Source organism: Blautia sp. AM28-27, from assembly GCF_003480905.1.
In the GTDB taxonomy this organism is placed as follows: Bacteria; Bacillota; Clostridia; order Lachnospirales; family Lachnospiraceae; genus Fusicatenibacter; species Fusicatenibacter saccharivorans.
The window spans coordinates 76498-96914 of sequence record NZ_QUJK01000005.1; the positions used below are offsets into that span (position 1 = coordinate 76498).

The 20417-nt window shown below is 49.4% G+C and carries 14 protein-coding genes; 13 read left to right on the forward strand and 1 reads right to left on the reverse strand.

Going from position 1 to position 20417, the window contains the following annotated elements; translation table 11 throughout:
• Window positions 1-110 precede the first annotated feature (110 nt).
• A complete protein-coding gene (locus tag DW743_RS09375; RefSeq protein WP_117761516.1) occupies window positions 111-1865 on the forward strand; it encodes a glycoside hydrolase family 13 protein in 1755 nt (584 codons plus the stop codon).
• 204 nt (window positions 1866-2069) lie between these two features.
• Here DW743_RS09375 and DW743_RS09380 read toward each other — a convergent pair whose 3' ends face one another.
• On the reverse strand, window positions 2070-3470 hold the full coding sequence (locus DW743_RS09380) for a sodium-dependent transporter (RefSeq protein ID WP_117761515.1): 1401 nt from the start codon (window positions 3468-3470) through the stop codon (window positions 2070-2072).
• A 190-nt stretch (window positions 3471-3660) separates the two neighbouring features.
• Between DW743_RS09380 and DW743_RS09385 the strand changes: the two genes are divergently transcribed.
• The 12 genes from DW743_RS09385 (at window position 3661) to DW743_RS09440 (ending at window position 20354) form a co-directional block, all read left to right on the forward strand.
• The gene (locus tag DW743_RS09385) at window positions 3661-4173 is read left to right on the forward strand and encodes a MarR family winged helix-turn-helix transcriptional regulator (RefSeq protein ID WP_117761514.1); all 513 of its coding nucleotides are present in this window, start codon (window positions 3661-3663) and stop codon (window positions 4171-4173) included.
• Complete coding sequence (locus tag DW743_RS09390) at window positions 4163-5893, forward strand: ABC transporter ATP-binding protein (protein ID WP_117761513.1); 1731 nt, start codon at window positions 4163-4165, stop codon at window positions 5891-5893. The genes DW743_RS09385 and DW743_RS09390 overlap by 11 nt, the downstream gene beginning before the upstream one ends.
• Entirely contained in the window at window positions 5893-7527 is a 1635-nt protein-coding gene (locus DW743_RS09395; protein WP_117761512.1) for an ABC transporter ATP-binding protein, read from the forward strand. The genes DW743_RS09390 and DW743_RS09395 overlap by 1 nt, the downstream gene beginning before the upstream one ends.
• A 188-nt stretch (window positions 7528-7715) precedes the next feature.
• The gene (locus DW743_RS09400) at window positions 7716-8813 is read left to right on the forward strand and encodes a hypothetical protein (RefSeq protein WP_117761511.1); all 1098 of its coding nucleotides are present in this window, start codon (window positions 7716-7718) and stop codon (window positions 8811-8813) included.
• A 22-nt stretch (window positions 8814-8835) separates the two neighbouring features.
• The gene (locus DW743_RS09405; protein ID WP_055228134.1) at window positions 8836-9501 is read left to right on the forward strand and encodes a hypothetical protein; all 666 of its coding nucleotides are present in this window, start codon (window positions 8836-8838) and stop codon (window positions 9499-9501) included.
• 18 nt (window positions 9502-9519) lie between these two features.
• Window positions 9520-10287, forward strand: coding sequence for a hypothetical protein (locus DW743_RS09410; protein WP_117761510.1), 768 nt, complete (start codon window positions 9520-9522; stop codon window positions 10285-10287).
• A gap of 280 nt (window positions 10288-10567) precedes the next feature.
• Window positions 10568-13204 carry a DNA mismatch repair protein MutS gene (gene mutS / locus DW743_RS09415; protein WP_117761548.1) on the forward strand — a complete coding sequence of 879 codons (2637 nt, stop codon included), beginning with the start codon at window positions 10568-10570 and terminating at the stop codon, window positions 13202-13204.
• 55 nt (window positions 13205-13259) lie between these two features.
• Window positions 13260-15290, forward strand: a complete 2031-nt coding sequence (gene mutL, locus DW743_RS09420; protein WP_117761509.1) for a DNA mismatch repair endonuclease MutL — start codon at window positions 13260-13262, stop codon at window positions 15288-15290.
• A gap of 9 nt (window positions 15291-15299) precedes the next feature.
• Window positions 15300-16277, forward strand: a complete 978-nt coding sequence (gene miaA / locus DW743_RS09425) for a tRNA (adenosine(37)-N6)-dimethylallyltransferase MiaA (protein WP_117761547.1) — start codon at window positions 15300-15302, stop codon at window positions 16275-16277.
• Window positions 16271-17557 (forward strand): methionine gamma-lyase family protein, encoded by a 1287-nt coding sequence (locus tag DW743_RS09430; protein ID WP_055228136.1) that lies wholly within the window; start codon window positions 16271-16273, stop codon window positions 17555-17557. The genes miaA and DW743_RS09430 overlap by 7 nt, the downstream gene beginning before the upstream one ends.
• Window positions 17557-18744 (forward strand): NAD(P)/FAD-dependent oxidoreductase, encoded by a 1188-nt coding sequence (locus DW743_RS09435; protein WP_191892615.1) that lies wholly within the window; start codon window positions 17557-17559, stop codon window positions 18742-18744. Before DW743_RS09430 ends, DW743_RS09435 begins: the two co-directional genes overlap by 1 nt.
• On the forward strand, window positions 18741-20354 hold the full coding sequence (locus DW743_RS09440) for an NAD(P)/FAD-dependent oxidoreductase (RefSeq protein WP_117761508.1): 1614 nt from the start codon (window positions 18741-18743) through the stop codon (window positions 20352-20354). Before DW743_RS09435 ends, DW743_RS09440 begins: the two co-directional genes overlap by 4 nt.
• Window positions 20355-20417 lie beyond the last annotated feature (63 nt).

The following is a 20417-nucleotide window of genomic DNA, read 5'->3' on the forward strand; positions in this document are numbered from 1 at the left end:
AAATAAAAAAGGCTTATAGTAAAGTTACGAAACAATACGAAACAAAAAGTGATCGTGTTTCTTACAAGGATGCAAAAAACAGCTTTAGAGCTATACGGGAGGAAAATGAGATGGAATTTAGCGGTGTATACCATAAAACTTCAGAACAGATGAGTTATGCCCTGGATGAGGACAGACTGATTGTCAATATCAAGACAGGATATGATGTAAAACAGGTTTTTATCCATTACGGAGATCCTTATGAAGCCGGAATTTTGGGCGGAAAAGAAAAGTGGATCGGAAAAAGAGAGGAAATGATATATAAAAAACGTCTGCCTTATCAGATCTGGTGGACAACAACGCTTCTTCCGGAATACAAAAGATGCAAATATTATTTCGAGCTGCGGACGGAAAAGGAAGTCTGGTATTATTTTGAGGATGGTTTCCTGACAGAAGAACAGCTCCGGATGGATGGCCGTATGCAGCAGTGCTTTATTGTACCCTGGATGAACCCGGCAGATATCAATCGCACACCGGCATGGGTAAACGAAACGATCTGGTATCAGATTTTCCCGGATCGGTTCTGCAACGGGACACCGGAAAAAAACGGAGATGATATCACACCCTGGAGAAATCACGGAACCGTAACAAACGAAGAAAAATTCGGAGGAAACCTGGAAGGGATCCGTCAGAGATTATCGTATCTGCAGGAACTTGGGATTACCGGTATTTATCTGAATCCGATCATGAAAGCAGAATCCAACCACAAATATGATACGACCGATTATACAAAAATAGATCCGTCCTTTGGCGATGCAGAGACGATGAAAGCGCTTTGCAGAGAAGCACATGAAAAAGGAATCCGTATTATGGTAGATGCGGTGTTTAATCATAGTGGAAGAAAATTTGAGCCGTGGATAGATATCCTGGAGCATGGAAAAGAGTCTCGTTATGCGGACTGGTTTATGGTAGAAGGCTGGGAACAGGTTCAAAAAAGGGGAGACACCAGAGACCGACGGTTCTATTCCTTTGCATTTACAGACGGGATGCCAAAGCTGAATACAAACAACGAAGAGGTGATACAGTATTTCTGTAAAATCTGTGAGGACTGGGTACGGGAGTTTGATATCGACGGAATTCGTTTCGATGTAGGAAACGAAGTGTCGCACAGGTTCTTAAAGCGGATAAGGGAGCATTTAAAAACGATAAAGCCGGATATTTATCTTCTGGGGGAAATCTGGCATGATGCAAGCCAGTGGCTGCAGGGAGATGAATATGATTCTGTCATGAACTACCCGCTGCTGAGCGGAATCCATGATTTCTTTCTTGATAAAACAATGAAAAAAGAAGAATTTGAATATATGGTAAACCGTTGCTATACCATGTATATGCAGCAAAATAACGATGTACTTTTTAATCTCCTGGATTCCCACGATACCGAGAGGCTGATGAACCGTTTTCACGATCTGGACAAGTTCTACCAGCAGCTTGCAATCCTTTTTACGCTTCCGGGAAGCCCCTGTATTTATTATGGAACGGAGATCGCAATGGAAGGCGCTCATGATCCGGACTGCAGAAGATGTATGCCTTGGAGTGAAATTGAAAGCGAAGAGAATCAGAAAAAAATTGCAACGATGCGGAAACTGATCATGCTTCGAAGAAATGAAAAAGTGTGCAGAAGCCTGCATTTCCATTTTCCGAATGGTTATGAAAATGATCGGTGTGTAGAGTATATTAAACTAGACGAAGAGGGAAATAAAATCGAAGTTCTGCTCAACGCATCGGATGAGGAGATAAAAGTAAAAGGAGACGGGGAAGTACTTTTTGCCCGGGAATTTGATGGAGAGATACTTGGTGTAAATGGAACGTTAATTCGCAGGATGTAAGGGTTTCACCTGTTAGAAATATGTGCAGACAGGCACAAAAAAAGCATGTTTTCTGGAAAAGCCACCGGAAAACATGCTTTTTTGATCTCTTGACTCGCCAAAAACATAAGTAAGGAGCCATTTTTCGAAGGAAAATGAGCGGATTACGAATGTTTTTGAAGATTGCGTGAGTGCAAAGCACATAGCAATCTGGTATCGCAGTGATCAGACGTTTAAAATACCGAACGACTGCAGCAGCAGTGCGGCAAGGAGCACGGGTGCAATAAACTTCACCATGACGATATACAGCCTCTTTCGACCGAACTTATATCCTCCCAGCGTCACCTCATCGATGATGACCTGCGGCTTTACAACCCATCCGATCAGAATACAGGAAAGAAGTGCAACGAGCGGCATCAGAAGGTTATTGCTGATAAAATCCATGACATCCAGGATCTGAGCCGTTGCGCCATTTGGAAGCTTCAGTTCAAAATAAAGCGCATTGTAGCCGAGGCATACGATGATACCGACGAGGCACGCATAAACGGTTACAATCACAGTGCTCTTCTTTCTGCTGATGTGAAATTTGTCGATCATACAGGAAACAATGGACTCCATGACCGATACGGAAGATGTAATGGCTGCAAAGGAGACCATAAGAAAGAAAATGGTTCCGATTACACCGCCTGCTGCTCCCATGGACTGAAAGACCTTCGGCAGGGAGACAAACATCAGACCAGGGCCGGCGGACATACCCTCTGTTCCCATAAAGGTAAATACAGCAGGAACGATCATCAAACCGGCAAGCAGCGCAACGATGGTGTCAAAAATCTCAATCTGATTGATCGATTTCATCAGGTTTGTTTCTTTTTTTACGTAGGAACCGTAGGCAACCATGATACCCATCGCAACGCTGATCGAAAAGAAAAGCTGTCCGAGTGCATCGACAAAGACGGTGAAAAATTTCTGCAGCGTCATTCCTTTAAAATTCGGAACGAGATAAATTTTCATACCCTGCAGTCCCGTACGGACTACACCGTCTGCATCGGTATGGGTCAGTGTCAGCGAAAAAATGGAAATTCCGATGATTAAAATCAGAAGGATCGGCATCAGAATTTTGCTGTAGTTTTCAATTCCCTTATTGACACCACGATATACAACGAATGCGGTAAGAAAAAGATAGATTCCTAACCACACAATCGGCTGCCATGTACCGGTAATATAGCCGGTAAAGTAACCATCTTCGGCAGCGGCAGCGCCCTGTCCGGTGATAAACACAGACAGGTATTTTAATACCCAGCCGCCAATGGAGCAGTAGTAAGGCAGGATGACAACCGGCACGATACTGGCGAGAAGGCCAAGACCGTTCCAGCCCGGGTGAATTTTACCGTAAGCGACAAGCGGACTTTGTCCGGTTTTTCTTCCGATGGCAATATCAGTTGTCAGCAGGGTAAATCCAAAGGTCAGAGCCAGTACGATATAAACTAAAATAAAGGTTCCGCCTCCGTCTTTTGCGGCAAGATAAGGGAAACGCCAGATATTTCCCAGTCCAACCGCGCTTCCTGCGGCAGCAAGCACGAAGCCGATCGATCCGGTAAAGCTGCCGCGCGTATGTTTCTTTTCCATATAAGATACATCTCCTTATTGATAGACTGACTGTTTTTAACAGCCGAATACTTCTATTATAAAGTTCGGACGATACTTCGTCAACCATAAGATCTAGAGATTGACAATTTCAATTAGTTGTACTATCATCTAATTAGTTGTATATGCATCTATTTGAAACAGATCGAGAATGGACAGGAGGAACAGAAAAATGGATCCAACAGAACGGAAAATAACAAAAATAGCGCGGGAAGCCGGGAAATTTACGATGCAGGCAATGAAAGAAGAAGGCATCGGTACGGCAGAATTTGACTTTATCCATCTGGTGCGCCATCATCCGGGCATCACCCAGACGGAAGTGCGCGAACAGTTAAAGATTGATAAAGGAGCCGCTGCAAGGCGCGCTGCAAGCCTTGAGACAAAGGGATATCTGATCCGGAAACCGAATCCGTGGGACGGCAGAAGCCAGCTTCTGTATGCTACGGAAAAAGCAGAATCCTTGAAAAATTCCAAAGCGGAAATTGAAACATTCTTTTACGAATGGCTGCTTACAGAGCTTCCGGAAAAAGAGGCAGAGAGCTTCTGCGAAACACTGGACAAGCTGTACTGGAAATCGAAAAAAGAACGGCAGAATCATTTTGCGGAACTTTCAAAAATTTTAAGGGAAAAAGCAGATAAATCAATAAAAACAACAGCAGAAGGAGGCAGCGGCGATGAAGGATGAATCCTTTCGCCCGAACCGGGTACTCTCTTACTTTCAGGAAGAATGGAAAACTCTCTTCTTTGTTGCGGTTTCCGGTCTCATCTATAACCTGGGACTTCTTGCAGGCCCCTGGTTTGAGGGAAAAATGACAGGAAAGCTGGTTGATCTCCTCGGCGGCACAGGAACCTTCCACCAGATGCTGATGCTGGTCACGGCCTATGTCGTGAGTATTGGCATTGTGCAGGTTTCCCGCTATTTCAAACGGTTCTATGTCAGAAGATTTGCCAACAACGTCAACCGGCATATGAAGCAGATTCTTTACGGAACGCTGGTTCGCAAAAGCCGTTTGGAGCTGGAAGCGGAAGGTACCGGAAATGTACTGACGAAGGCCATTCTCGATGTAGACGATTGCGTAGAAGGAATGCGGAAATTTACAACGGAAATCTTTGATACTGGTGTTGCTCTTCTCGCCTATGCGTGCATGCTGCTTTGGTACGACTGGAAGCTGGCCCTTCTCTGTATGATTTTCCCGCCGGTTTCCTACGTGATTGCGGAAAAGATGAAGGTCATTGTACAGAAAACAGGCGCCGCCTATAAGGTGCAGTCGGGTGCTTTAAGTGCCGCAACCCTGGACCGTGCGGCAAACGCGATCACCTATCGTGTCTTTGGCTGCGAGGAGGACAGAAAGGCCGCTTATGAGGAGAATCTTTCGGCTTACGAATCTGCCGCTGTGCGCGCCAATATCTGGAACACAGCTATGCCGCCGATTTACCATATGATCTCGATGACGAGCATTCTGTTTATCCTGTATTTTGGAGGCAGAAACGTCCTGCATGAGGGTTGGACACCGTGGACCATTGCTGTATTTATCACATTTTTGTCCTGCTACACGAAGCTTGCCACCAAATCATCGAGCGCAGCAAAGCTTTTTAATGCGGTACATAAAGCGCAGGTTTCCTGGAAACGAATCAAACCTCTGTTGCAAAATTCGAAAGCCGAACCGGAGCTTCCGGCCGCAGCACCTGCAGAGCTTAACGTCGATCACCTGCATTTTGCCTATCCAAACGGAAAAGAGATCATCCATGACCTGTCGTTTCAGGCGGCTCCTGGCCAGATCATCGGTGTAACGGGACCTGTCGCATGCGGAAAGTCAACGCTTGGAAAGACTTTTCTCTGCGAGTCGCCGTATGAGGGAAGCATCACCTTCGGCGGAAAAGAACTTGGAAAAATGGAAAAAGCAGACCGGAACCGCATGGTCGGTTATCTTGGCCATGACCCGGAGCTGTTCCATGGAAGCGTGGAAGAGAATATCCGTCTCGGGGGAAAAGAGGGCGCAGAGGAGATGATCCGAGTCGTCTGCCTGGAAGATGAAGTGAAAGCAATGGAAAACGGAATCCATACTCTGGTCGGAACGGGCGGTATCCGCCTCTCCGGTGGTCAGGCGCAGCGCCTTGCCTTTGCGCGAACCCTGTACCACAAACGGCCGGTTCTGGTTCTCGACGATCCGTTTTCGGCACTCGACAAAGAGACGGAGGCACAAATTTTTGTAAATTTAAAGGAGCTGGCAAAAGACTCTATTATAATCCTCATTTCCCATCGCCTCTATCTGTTCGACCAGATGGATCAGGTCATCTGGATGGATGAGTGCCATACGAAAGTCGGCACACATGAGGAACTCCTTGCAACAGTTCCGTCTTACGCAAAGCTCTGCAGCAATCAGAGGAAGGGAGGCAGCTTTTGATGCAAAAGAAAGAATCTGTATTGCGGGTAATCAAAGAAACCGTTCGAAAACACGGCGTTTTATCAGCCGTACTTTTGGGAGTCGTCTGCGGTGCGGTTATTTTCGCACTGCTCCCGCCTCTTGTGCTGGCACAGCTGATTGACCTTTTGACAAATAAGCATACCCTCTGGATGGAAGGAATTCTGCTGTATTTCGGACTTCTTGCCCTGACGGGTCTTCTGGAGTCGGCACGAGAGAGTCTTCTGACGGTATTCGGCCAGAAAATTACACATGCACTCCGAAGCAGTCTGATGGAAAAGTTCGGACGCCTATCCGCCAACGAGCTGAACCGCCAGGAGCCGGGCGCTCTCGTATCAAGATTTGTCGGTGACGTCGACACAGTGGAAAACCTGTTTACCTCCGGGATCATCAGTATGTTTGCCGATGCGTGCAAAATCTTAAGCATTCTTGCCGTCATCTGGGTGACTAATCGTGGACTTACGATTGTTCTGATTATTTTACTCCCTGTTCTGTTCCTCTTTACCCGTTACATCCAGAAAAACATGCTGGCCTCCCAGATTGCCAACCGCCGTGCAGTCAGCCGTGCTTCGGGTCACGTTCCAGAGACGCTGCACAACATCCGTACCATCCACTGTCTGCAGAAAGAGACGTATATGGAGCAGCAGTATGCGCACTATATTGATGACAGCTACAGCGCAATGGAGAAGACCAATTTTTACGATGCCGTCTATTCTCCGGTCATCCTGATTTTAAATGCCATTGTTGTTGCTGGTGTCATGCTGCTTTCGGCCTCCGGCAATCCGATCGTTTTAAAGCTGTTCGGCATGTCCGCCGGAACCGCCGTTGCTGTTATAAACTATATTTCCCAGATCTTTGCTCCGGTCGAAAGCCTTGGTATGGAAATCCAGACAATTCAGTCTGCGTTTGCCGGTATGGAAAGAATCAATGAATTTTACAGCCTGAAAGAGAAGAAAGAGCCGGCTGCGCTGACTGCAAATACAGATTACGGCATGGCGGCTGAGTTAAAAAATGTGACGTTTGGATATGACGAAAGCCAGGTCATCTTAAACGATGTAAGTCTGCAGATCAAAAAAGGCGAGCGGGTAACACTTTCGGGACGAACAGGTGCCGGAAAGAGTACCATTTTCAAACTGCTGCTCGGTTTATATGAGCCACAGAAAGGAAAGATTCTGATTTGGGGCGTTCCATCTGTCGATCTGCCGGATGCAAAGAAACGAAAGGTTTTCGGCTATGTGGAGCAGTCGTTCCACATGGTGCCGGGATCGGTAAAAGACCAGATTACTTTGTATGATGCAAAGATTTCGGATACAGATGTAAAAAAAGCAGCAGAGCTGACCGGACTTGCAAAGACCATCGAGGCGCTTCCGGACCAATATGATACGATCTGTACACAGGATCTCTTCTCACAGGGTCAGTGGCAGCTCCTCTCGATTGCCCGTGCAGCCGCAGCGGAGCCTGAAATTCTGCTCCTCGATGAGATTACCGCAAACCTTGATGCAGAGACGGAAAAAATGGTATTAAATGCATTGCAAAGGGTTTCCAAAAACCGTACCGTAATTTCCATTTCCCACCGAACTATGGCAGAAACGGGACGCGTGATTCTAATTTCATAATTTCTTTTCGTTCATTAAATTTTTGAAACAAAGCGTGCCGGATGCATTCTGACAAAAAAAGATGCGCCGACACGCTTTCTTTGTCCCGCCAGGCAGAACAAAATAGAGCGGAGGAGCGAGTTTCAATTGACACAAAAAAGGGGAGCAAGTACAATAAAAGTAACGAAAAGAGAGGAGGCGGTATTCAGTTGAAAAAGAGAAAATGGAAATTCCGCATCGCAGGCGGCGCTGTCACGCTGCTGGGCATCTATCTGATGGCGGTCGGCTACGGAGAGACGATCACACTCACCATCGCCACGGTTGTCCTGATTTTCGGCATTGCCATCTGGTCCATGGCAACCCCGGAGAGCTACAATTCCATGACGGATATGATTGCCATGATCTCCATGGAGAAGCCGCGGAAAATCGAAGAATTTTATGAGGCTTACAAGAACGTCGATACACCGTTCGGTTCTGCATGGCTTGCAAAATTCTACACGATGCGGCAGAAAGCACACGTTTTCGGACCGGACGCCAAGGGAGAATATCTCTACTTCTGGCTGACCAAAGACGGTCATGTCGGTTATTTGGGATATTCCTTCATCGAAGGCTTTATCAAAAAGAAACTCACCACACCCGTGTATCCGATTCATGAAGATGTTGCAGAGAACCTCGCAGACCATCTAAGCTACCATTCCGATCTGATGATGTTCCAGAGCGAATTAAAAGCGAATCTGGAGCATTTCGTCAAAACCGGAACGGTACAGCCGTTTCAGAAGATTTCGGCGTCCCAGATTTACACCTTCACGGAGGATTACCGCCTGACGGGCCAGCATTTCGATCTGGAGGATACAGACGGAAACCTGGTTTACGAGATCGACAGCACCGTGCCGCTGAAAACATTTTATATCTACGATGCGATGCACACCGAAATCTTCCGTATGACGAAGGAACTGCTCCACGCGCTGCCGACGTACCGTTTTTATCTGTACGGCGAGCCGTATGGTGTGTTGAAAAAGCAGTTTGCACTCGTACGGGATCAGTTCTCGATGGAACTGCCGGAGGGAAAACTGGAACTCCGGGAATACGCCGGCTCCATCGGCCACAATTACTCGGTAAAACTGAACGGAACTATGATCGGCGCCATCGTCGACAATATGGATCTTACCGTCGGAAACATCATGTTCGACAATGCGTTTCTGATTGTCTACGATGCAAAATATCTGCCGCAGCTGACCGCACTCGCTGTGATGGCGGCAAGAGAACTGGCACGCGACAAGGACGGCGGTCTTTCCAATCGGTCCTGACAAAAGAAAGAGAGGGGAATCTATGAGAAAAACGACAAAATTGTTTTTAGGTTTTACAGCAGGACTTCTGCTTCTGTGCGGCTGCTCGGCGGCAGAAGAAAAGTTAGGGTATGAAAACGCGGATGTGGCAAAAGAAGCCCTTGCATCGGCTTCGTCCGTCCGCATGCGCTGTGATCTGGATAACGTTGACGCTTCGGGAAACATTTATGCGGATGAAAAGGCTGCCGCGTATATGAAAAACAGCGGTCTCTTTGATCAGACCTGGACGATCTCTATTTCCGGCGAAGAATGGTTCCATATGAAAATTGTGACGGACGAAGAAATCAATAAGATGACAAAATCCGCTACTACCTATGCATTCTATGATCCGGACAACAACCTGCTTGGCTATGCACAGGAGCGCGTGACGACACCGGATCAGATGCCGGAAGCGTATTACATTATTTTTCTCGATGCAGATCTGAACGAAAAACCATATTACGCATCAGAGGATGGACATACCATTTATACAGAGGGCGGAACGGTGATCGGTTCTGCGAAAAAAGAGATGGACTGGTCCGGTTCACAGTGCAATCTCTATGTGAACCTGGAGGATAACGGTACGCAGGTGATGGATTTCCAGGATAAATACGCCTTGCTCGATATGATGTACGATGAGGCAAATGAGTATTACAAGGATAACAAGTAAGGCGGAGGAAAAAGGCAGTTGAAAAAGAGAATATATACAGCCGCTGGTCTTTTTCTTGCCGCCGCTCTGGTGCTTGGCGGCTGCGGAAAAGAAAAAGTGCCGGAATCTGAGTTTGCAACTGCGGATGAGGCAAAAGAGGCGCTTACATCGGCAGAAACCATAGAAATCTACTTTGACCTGTATGGAAGTAAACGAAAGACGAAGATTGTGGCAGACGGAAAAGTGGCGGGCTATCTTCAGAAGAATACGGTCTATATCAACGATGAGGAGTGGTTTTCGATTGACTATGTGGAGGATGAGCCCATCAATGACAGAGAAGGCTCCGGCACGACGTACGGCTATTACGACGCATCCGGTACGTGTCTTGGCTATGCGCAGGAGCAGTATGTGGATACCTCCTATGGAAAAGATACAAGACTGATTTTCCTTGATGTAGATGAAACGCCGCTCGATTACCAGAGTTCGAGAAGCGGCAGGATTCTGTATGATGAAAATGACGAGGAGATCGGCAGCGGAAAGATCGGGCGATCAGGGGTCAGTCTTCTTGACCAGTGGTACACGAATCTTTACTGTGCCGTCTTTAAGACCGAGACGGACGGCGCGCGGCAGATTGATTTCATGGACCGGATGGCGATGCTGTGGCGTCTGGAGCGCGATTACCGCTCAATTGACGACAATCCTGTCAACACCGGCGTGCAGATTTATGAAACGGTTGCCGTTGTTTTTGTGCTGATCCTGTTGATTGGTTCGTCTTTCTCAAAATGGAGACAAAAAAAGAAAAATTAAAGGGAATGCTCGCTTCCTGGACGGCTGGTTTTGAGAAAAAACCACTGACAGGAAGGGGGCATTTTATACGCTTGTGAATCTTGCACAATTTCTGGTTTCATGCTAAAATTGTGCAGGTATGACGTTTGTTATACTTCTTATATTTATTTTTGAGAAAAGGTATGAAATACAAATGAACGATACAGAAACAAAAAACACAGCGGTAAAAGCGCCGGCACTGATGTCCACGCGGCCTGTGACAGCACAGGATGCGCTGGATCAGTGTGAGAAGCTTTCGCCTATGATGGTACATTATTGCCAGACGAAGACGGGCTTGACTGACCCGGCTAATACCATTTTGTTTTACCGCTTAGGTGATTTCTACGAAATGTTCTTCGAGGATGCCACCCTGGTATCCAAAGAACTTGAGCTTACGCTGACCGGAAAGGACTGCGGCATGGAGGAGCGCGCTCCGATGTGCGGTATCCCGTATCACGCTGCAGAAGGGTATATCAACCGTCTTGTAGAGAACGGCCATAAGGTTGCGATCTGCGAGCAGATGGAGGACCCGAAACAGGCAAAGGGCATGGTAAAGCGCGAAGTCATCCGCGTTGTCACACCGGGTACGACGCTGATCCCGCAGGGACTTGATGAGACGAAGAACAACTACATCATGTCGATCGTCTGCATGGAGGGATGCTTCGGTATCTCTACAGCAGATATCTCGACCGGCCAGTGCCTCGTCACGGAAATGGACAAGCCGCGCCGCCTGGTGGATGAGATCACGAAGTTTATGCCGGCGGAAATCATCTGCAATCAGTCGTTCCTGCTCTGCGGGATCGATGTGGAGGATCTCCGGACCCGCCTTCATATCTGCGTGAATGCATTGGAAGACTGGTATTTCGATGATGACATCTGCCGCCGTACACTGCAGGAACAGTTCCATGCTGCTACGATGGAAGGCCTTGGCATCGCCGATTACAACTGCGGAACAATTGCAGCCGGTGCGCTGTTCCAATATCTGCATGAGACACAGAAATCGGATCTGTCTCACATGAATTCGATTACACCGTATGTGACAGACAAATATATGCTGATCGACAGCTCCAGCCGCCGGAATCTTGAACTTGTGGAAACGCTGCGGGAGAAGCAGAAACGCGGCTCCCTGCTCTGGGTTCTCGATAAAACCCGCACGGCGATGGGCGCACGTCTTCTGCGAAGCTACGTAGAGCAGCCATTGATCGACGAGGAGGAAATCAACGCACGGCTCGATGCAGTGGAAGCCCTGACCAGCCAGGCAATGATCCGCGAGGAAATCCGCGAATATCTCCGCCCGGTCTATGACCTGGAGCGTCTCGTCGGAAGAATCAGTTACCAGTCTGCTAACCCGCGTGACCTGATCGCCTTTAAATCATCGCTGCAGATGCTGCCTTACATCAAACAGCTTTTAAATTCGTTTGAGGGCGGCGCACTGGCGCAGGTTCAGGAGGATCTGGACCCGCTCGAGGATCTCTATCAGCTTGTCGATGCAGCTATCGTCGATGATCCGCCGTATCTGATGCGCGACGGCGGTATGATCAAAGACGGCTACAACGAGATGGTCGATAATTACCGCCATGCAAAGACAGAAGGAAAGCAGTGGCTGAGTGAACTTGAGGCGAGTGAGCGGGAGAAAACCGGTATCAAAAACATGAAGGTCAAGTACAACAAGGTATTTGGCTATTATCTGGAAGTTACGAACTCGTTTAAAGACCTTGTACCGGATTACTATACCAGAAAACAGACGCTGACGAACGCCGAGCGCTACATCACACCGCGTCTGAAGGAGTTGGAAGATACGATTCTTGGCGCAGAGGACAAGCTGTACGCTCTGGAATATGATCTTTTCTGTACGGTGCGCGATACGGTTGCCGGTGAGGCGGAGCGGATTCAGCGCACGGCGCAGGCTCTGGCACGGCTCGATGTGTATGCATCACTTTCCTACGTTGCCGAGCACAATCACTATGTGCGTCCGAAGCTGAACAGCCGAGGAAAGATTGATATCAAGGATGGCCGTCACCCAGTGGTCGAGAAGATGATTCCAAACGATATGTTTATCGCAAACGATACCCTGCTTGACAACGGTGACCACCGCGTTTCCGTCATCACCGGACCGAACATGGCCGGTAAATCGACGTATATGCGCCAGACGGCCCTCATTGTGCTGATGGCACAGATCGGTTCGTTTGTTCCGGCTTCGAAGGCAAACATCGGTATTGTGGACCGGATCTTTACCCGTGTCGGCGCATCCGATGACCTGGCAAGCGGCCAGAGTACGTTTATGGTTGAGATGACGGAGGTGGCAAATATTCTTCGGAATGCAACCTCGAACAGTCTGCTGATTCTCGATGAGATCGGAAGAGGAACGAGTACGTTCGACGGTCTTTCGATCGCCTGGGCGGTGATTGAGCATGTGGCGAATCCGAAGCTGCTCGGCGCAAAGACACTGTTCGCTACGCATTACCATGAGCTGACTGAGCTTGAAGGAAAGCTTCCGGGCGTGCACAACTACTGTATTGCCGTCAAGGAAAAGGGCGACGATATCGTATTCCTGCGTAAAATTGTACAGGGCGGCGCAGATAAGAGCTACGGTATCCAGGTAGCGCGTCTTGCGGGAGTGCCGGAGTCAGTGCTCTCCCGGGCGCAGGAGCTGGTGGAGCAGCTGAGCGATGCCGATATCACTGCTGCGGTCAAGGATCTGACCATGCAGAAGAAACCGAAGGCAAAGCCGGTTCACTACGACGAGGTCGATATGGCACAGATGTCGCTGTTCGATACGGTGCAGGACGATGATATCATCAAAGAGCTCTCGGAGCTTGATATCTCGAATATGACACCGATGGATGCTTTAAATACCCTGTACCGTTTCCAGGGAAAGGTGAAAAACCGCTGGAAATAGGGGAATACTGGATCAGAACATAAGTTAGAATCAATCCGAAACAGAAAGGAACAACATGGCTACCATAGCAGTACTGGATCAGAATACGATCGATAAAATTGCGGCCGGTGAGGTCGTGGAACGGCCGGCTTCCGTGGTAAAGGAGCTGGTGGAAAATGCAATGGACGCCGGTGCGACGGCGATCACCGTGGAAATCCGCGACGGCGGTATTTCGCTGGTGCGGATCACGGACAATGGAAGCGGCATTCCGGCCGAACAGGTGCCGCTCGCTTTTCTGCGCCATGCGACGAGCAAGATCCGTTCCGTGGAAGAACTCGTGCAGATTGCATCTCTTGGCTTCCGCGGCGAGGCGCTCTCGAGTATCTCGGCGGTTGCGCAGATCGAGATGATTACGAAAACGCCGGATGCGCTGACGGGAACGCGGTATGTGATTGAGGGCGGCGCGGAGAAGGCCAATGAGGAGGTCGGTGCCCCGACCGGAACAACCTTTCTGGTCCGGAATCTTTTTTACAACACGCCGGCTCGTCAGAAATTCTTAAAAACGCCGGTTACGGAGGCGAATGCGGTGACTTCTGTGGTGGAGCAGCTCGCTCTGTCCCATCCGGGCATTTCGTTTAAATACATGGTCAATTCGCAGGTGAAGCTTCATACAAGCGGCAACCGGAATTTAAAAGAACTGGTCTATAATATTTACGGCCGCGACATCGCGCGGGAGCTGATCGAGATTCACTCGGAAAGCCCGCTGATGACGATTGATGGTTTTATTGGAAAACCGGTGATCTCGAGGGGAAACCGGAATTTTGAAAATTATTACGTGAATGGACGGTATGTGCGGAGCAAGCTGCTCGCCCGTGCGATTGAGGACGGATATCAGACATCGATGATGCAGCATAAATATCCGTTTACGCTGTTCTATGTCCAGATGGATGGAGAGGCGGTGGATGTCAATGTGCATCCGACGAAGATGGAGCTTCGTTTTTCCCATCAGGAGGAGATTTACCGCCAGATGCGTGATATGATCTCGGATGCGCTGAATCACAGGGAGCAGATTGTGAAGGTTTCGCTTTCTTCCGACAGGGAACGGAAAGCAGAGGAAAAAGCGGCACGGAAAGAACAGATTGTTGTTCCGGAACCGTTCGAGCAGAAACGGCAGGTAAAAGAAGGCTTTGCACGGCAGTCCCTTCCGGTGGAGCCGGTTTCCAGCCAGAGCAGAAGAATGCCAATTTTCCCGGAGGTGGAACGAAATGGATACCGCGCAGCGAAAACGTATGTGCCGGTTCAGCAGATGACGGGAATGACGCGGGAAGAGGAAGAACTGTTTGAGCCGGGTGCAGGAAACGTGCCAAAGACGGCAGACCTCTCAAACGCGGACGCAATACAGCATCAGCAGGAGCCAGATGCAGCTCCAACGGTATCTTCCATGCCGGAAGAATCCTCATCTGCATCTGCTTCGCCTGAGCCAGAAGGCCAGATGCAGCTCTTTGATGAGCAGTTTCTTACCCCGGAGGCAGAGAAATCGCACCGCATCATCGGCCAGGTTTTCGATACGTACTGGCTGATTCAGTACGGCGAGAATCTCTACATCATCGATCAGCATGCCGCGCACGAAAAGGTACTGTTCGAGCGGATGATGAAAAATTACCGGGAAAAGAACGTCACCTCCCAGATGGTGAGTCCTCCGCTGATCGTCTCCTTAACGCCGCAGGAAGCGGATCTTGTGACCCGTTACATGGACGTTTTCCAGTCCTTCGGCTACGAAATTTCCCCGTTCGGCGGAAAAGACTATGCGATCAACGCCGTGCCGCACAACCTGTACGGTATTGCGACGGAGGAGCTGTTTATCGAGATTCTCGACAATCTTGAGGAGGTCCGCGAAAAGCCGCTGGAGATTTTAAAAGACCGTCTGGCGACAATGTCGTGCAAGGCCGCCGTAAAGGGCAACAATCATCTTTCCTATGCAGAGGCTGAGCAGCTCATTGCCGAGCTTTTGGCGCTCGAAGATCCGTATCACTGCCCGCACGGCCGGCCGACGATCATTTCCCTCTCGAAACGGGAACTGGAAAAGAAATTTAAGAGAATTGTGTAGGTGATTTTTTTGAAAAAACCTTTGATTATCCTGACCGGTCCGACCGCTGTCGGTAAGACGAAGCTGTCGATTTCGCTTGCCAAAGCGGTAAATGGGGCCATTATCTCCGCGGATTCCATGCAGGTCTACCGCCATATGGATATCGGATCTGCCAAAATCCGCCCGGAGGAGATGTGCGGCGTTCCGCATTATCTGATCGATGTGCTCGATCCTTCCGAAGAGTTTCACGTCGTGAAGTTTGTGGAACTGGCGCATGAAGCGATGGAAAAAATATACGCCGCCGGACAGATTCCGATCGTGACGGGCGGCACCGGCTTTTATATCCAGGCGCTTTTAAAAGAAGTTGATTTTACGGAATCGCACGGTGAACTGCCGATCCGGAAACAGCTGGAAGAAAAAGCAGCAACGGAGGAAGGCGCGGCAGAACTGTACCGGGAACTTTCCGAGGTTGATCCTGCTTCCGCGGAGACGATTCACCCGAATAATGTAAAACGTGTAATCCGGGCGCTGGAATATTATCACGAGACAGGACAGAAGATTTCGGAGCACAACGAGGAGCAGAAGCAGAAGGAATCTCCGTACTGTTCTGCTTATTTTGTGCTGAACGACGAACGTTCGATTCTGTATGACTGCATTGACAGGCGTGTCGATCAGATGATCCGCGACGGACTGGTTGATGAAGTTTTCCGTTTGAAAGAAATGGGATACACAAGAGATCTTGTCTCCATGCAGGGACTGGGCTACAAAGAACTCTTCCCATATCTTGCGGGCGAATGCACGCTGGAGGAGGCCGTCTATATCATCAAGCGGGACACCCGTCATTTTGCCAAACGGCAGCTGACCTGGTTCCGACGGGAAAAGGATGTGATCTGGCTGAACAAGCCGGATTTTGACTACAACGAAGAAAAAATATTATCATATATGCTGGATCGCTGGAACGAAATCGTTTCGGCCGATGCAAAGGAAGAAGGAGAACAATCATGTTGACAGAAAAAGCTGCTATGTACAGCACACTTGGCATTTCCAAAGAGGTTTTCGCATTTGGAACGAAAATTGAGGAAGAATTAAAAGAGCGTTTTGCAAAAATTGATGAAATCGCAGAATACAACCAGTTAAAGGTCATCCACGCCATGCAGGCAAGCAAGGTCAGCGAGGCATGCTTATATGGAACCACAGGATACGGATACAATGACCTGGGACGTGATACGCTGGAGCAGGTCTATGCAACGTGCTTCGGCACTGAGGATGCACTGGTACGCCCGCAGATCGCCTGCGGAACCCATGCGCTTGCAACGGCGCTTTCCGGAAATCTCCGCCCGGGCGACGAACTGCTTTCTCCTGTTGGAAAACCGTACGACACCCTTGAGGAAGTGATCGGCATCCGCCCGTCCGTCGGATCTCTTGCGGAATATGGCGTAACTTACCGCCAGGTAGATTTAAAAGAGGACGGCTCTTTCGATTACGAAGGAATCAAAAATGCCATCAACAAAAAGACAAAGATGGTGACGATTCAGAGGTCGAAAGGATATCAGACCAGACCGACGCTTTCTGTTACCCGCATCGGTGAACTGATTGCATTTATTAAAAATATCAAACCAGATGTCATCTGTATGGTCGATAACTGCTACGGCGAGTTCGTGGAGACGATCGAACCGACCAATGTCGGTGCAGATCTGATGGTCGGATCCCTGATCAAAAACCCGGGCGGCGGACTGGCTCCGGCCGGCGGTTACATTGTTGGAAAGAAAAAGTACGTGGAAAATGCAGCATACCGTCTGCTCTCCCCGGGACTTGGAAAAGAGGTTGGCGCAACACTCGGTGTGAACGGTTCCTTCTACCAGGGATTCTTCCTGGCACCGACCGTTACCGCAGCGGCATTAAAAGGTGCTGTCTTTGCTGCAAATGTTTATGAGAAACTGGGATTTGCCGTTGTTCCAAACGGAACCGAGAGCCGTCACGACATCATTCAGGCGGTAACCTTTGGAAAACCGGAAGGCGTCATCGCATTCTGCCAGGGTATCCAGGCAGCTGCCCCGGTCGACAGCTTCGTTTCCCCGGAACCTTGGGATATGCCAGGTTACGACAGCCCAGTTATCATGGCAGCTGGCGCTTTCGTGCAGGGCTCTTCCATTGAACTTTCTGCCGATGGACCGATCAAACCGCCGTACGCTGTCTATTTTCAGGGTGGGCTTACGTGGCAGCACGCAAAATTCGGTATTCTGATGAGTCTTCAGAAACTCGTCGATGCCGGTATGGTGACATTATAATGGCAAAAAATGTGGTAATTATCGGCGGCGGCGCGAGCGGACTGATGGCGGCAATTTGGGCCTCACGTCTCGGTGCCGCGGTCACCGTTCTGGAAAAGAACGATAAACCGGGCAGAAAGCTTCTTGCGACCGGAAACGGACGGTGTAATTTTACCAATCGTTATCAGGATGCATCGTGCTACCGCACGGGAAATCAGGAGCGTGCATCACGGGTTCTCGAACAGTTTACCGAACAGGACACCGAACAGTTTTTTGAACAGCTCGGCATCCGCATCCGGAGCCGTGAAGGCTGGCTTTATCCGGCCAGCGAGCAGGCACAGTCCGTTCTTGATCTGCTGGTTTTGGAAGCCAGATTCCGAAAGGTAAAAATCAAGACACGGGAAACGGCTGTTGCAGTGGAAAAAGCCGAAAATGGTTATCTGGTGCGCACCGAAGGATGGCAGTACCCGGCTGACAGCGTCATCATCTGCTGCGGAAGCTGTGCTTCCCAGATCGCCGGTTCCGACGGAGATACACTTCGATTTGCCGATCAGCTTCAGCTCGCTTCGATTCCGTTTTCCCCGGCCCTCTGCCCGCTCCGCTGCAAAGGAAACCAGTTTTCCTCCTGGGCGGGTGTTCGGGTGCGCGCGAAGATTACGCTTCTGGTTGAAAATCAGGAGATTCTGACGGAACAGGGAGAACTGCAGCTTACCGACTACGGTGTCTCCGGCATCCCGGTATTCCAGATTTCCCGGTTCGCTGTGCGCGCCTGCATGCAGAAAAAACGCGCTGAACTTCTCGTAGACTTCTTTCCGGAACTGACGGAATCGGAGCTTACTGCAGAATTTGTCAGACGGCAGGAAATCTGCCCGTATAAAGCGCCAAAAGAGCTTCTGATCGGCCTTCTTCCGGAAAAACTCATTCCGGTTCTGATCGGAAAGAAAAAGATTCCGGAAGAAATGGCAGGCGCCATCAAATCATATCGTTTACAGATCACCGGCCAGACCGACTTTGGAAAAGCCCAGGTGTGTGCGGGCGGCATCACGCTCGACCAGCTTACGGATTCTCTGGAATCGGTACAGCACCCTGGTATTTTCTTTGCGGGAGAAGCCCTGGACGTCGACGGCGTCTGCGGCGGCTACAATCTCCAGTGGGCCTGGTCCAGCGGAAGTGCAGCCGGAAGAGCTGCAGCAGGAGAACATACATGATTCGGATACAGCAATTAAAGCTTCCAGTCACTCACACACAGGAGGAACTGGAACAGAAAATAAGAAAAACACTGAAAATCGGAAAACACGATCTGCAGGAAATTGAGCTCTTACGCCGCTCAATTGATGCCAGAAAGAAATCCGAATTAAAATACGTTTATCAGCTTGATGTAAAAGTAAAAGATGAGAACGCCGTACTGCGGAAGGCGAAAAATAACCAGATCGTAAAAGCGGAGAAAAAGCCATATGTGTTCCCAAAATCCGGAGAACAGACTCTTGTTCACCGGCCGGTTATTATCGGAAGCGGTCCGGCAGGGCTTTTTTGTGCCTATGTTCTCGCAAAGCATGGCTACCGTCCGCTCGTTCTGGAGCGCGGCGAATCTGCAGAACAGAGAAAGAAAAGTGTCGATGCGTTCTGGAAAACCGGCGTTCTGAACCCGGAATCGAACGTACAGTTCGGAGAGGGCGGCGCCGGTACGTTTTCGGATGGAAAATTAAACACTTCGGTGAAGGATCCATCCGGCAGAAACCGTGAGGTACTCCGGACCTTCACGGAATGCGGGGCACCGGAAGAAATTCTGTATGATCAGAAACCGCACCTTGGCACAGATCAGCTCATCGGAATTGTGACAACGATGCGGAAAAAGATCGAGGCATGGGGCGGAGAAGTCCGTTTCGGAGCAAAAGTGACGGACTTTGGGATTGAAAACGGCAGACTCACTTCTGTAACCGTCAATGAAACCGAGAAGATTGCCGCGGAGACGGCAGTCCTTGCGATCGGCCACTCTGCACGCGATACCTTCTTTAAACTCTGCGAAAATAAGATCTCCATGGAAGCAAAATCCTTCGCTGTCGGCGTCCGCATTGAGCATCCGCAGAAGATGATCACGGAGGATCAGTACGGACCGGAGGCACCGGATTTTCTTGGGGCAGCACCGTATAAGCTCACCAATCAGTGTGAAAACGGAAGAGGTGTGTACTCATTCTGCATGTGTCCCGGCGGCTATGTTGTCAACGCATCCTCGGAAGCGGAACGCACCTGCGTCAACGGTATGAGTTATTCTGACCGGGAAGGTAAAAATGCGAACAGCGCTATGATTGTCACCGTAACACCGGAAGACTACCGCCCTTACCATGTAGAGGGAACGCCGGACGTACTCGATGGTGTGGCATTCCAGAGAGCACTTGAACACGCTGCGTGGGAAGCCGGAAAAGGCAAAGTTCCGGTGCAGCTTTTTGGTGATTTCTGTGAAAACAGAGTTTCTACAGCACTTGGAGAGGTAACCCCTTCCATCTGCGGAGAATGGACTTTCGCCAATCTGCGGGAAGTTCTTCCGACGTTTATCGGAGACTCCCTTGTGGAAGGCATTCGTGCATCTGAGCGGAAAATCCACGGCTTTTCCCGTCCGGACGCCGTTCTTTCCGGCGTGGAAGCGCGTACCTCGTCACCGGTCCGCATTGTAAGAAATGAAACGCTCGAAAGTTCGTCGCTTACCGGTCTTTACCCGTGCGGAGAGGGCGCAGGCTATGCGGGAGGCATCACTTCCGCAGCCATGGACGGATTAAAAACGGCAGAGGAAATTGCAAAAAAATATATGAATTTTTCATAATTCCTATACATCTGCGGAAAGTTGTGCTAGAATGATGGGTGATTCAAACCAATGTATTCCATG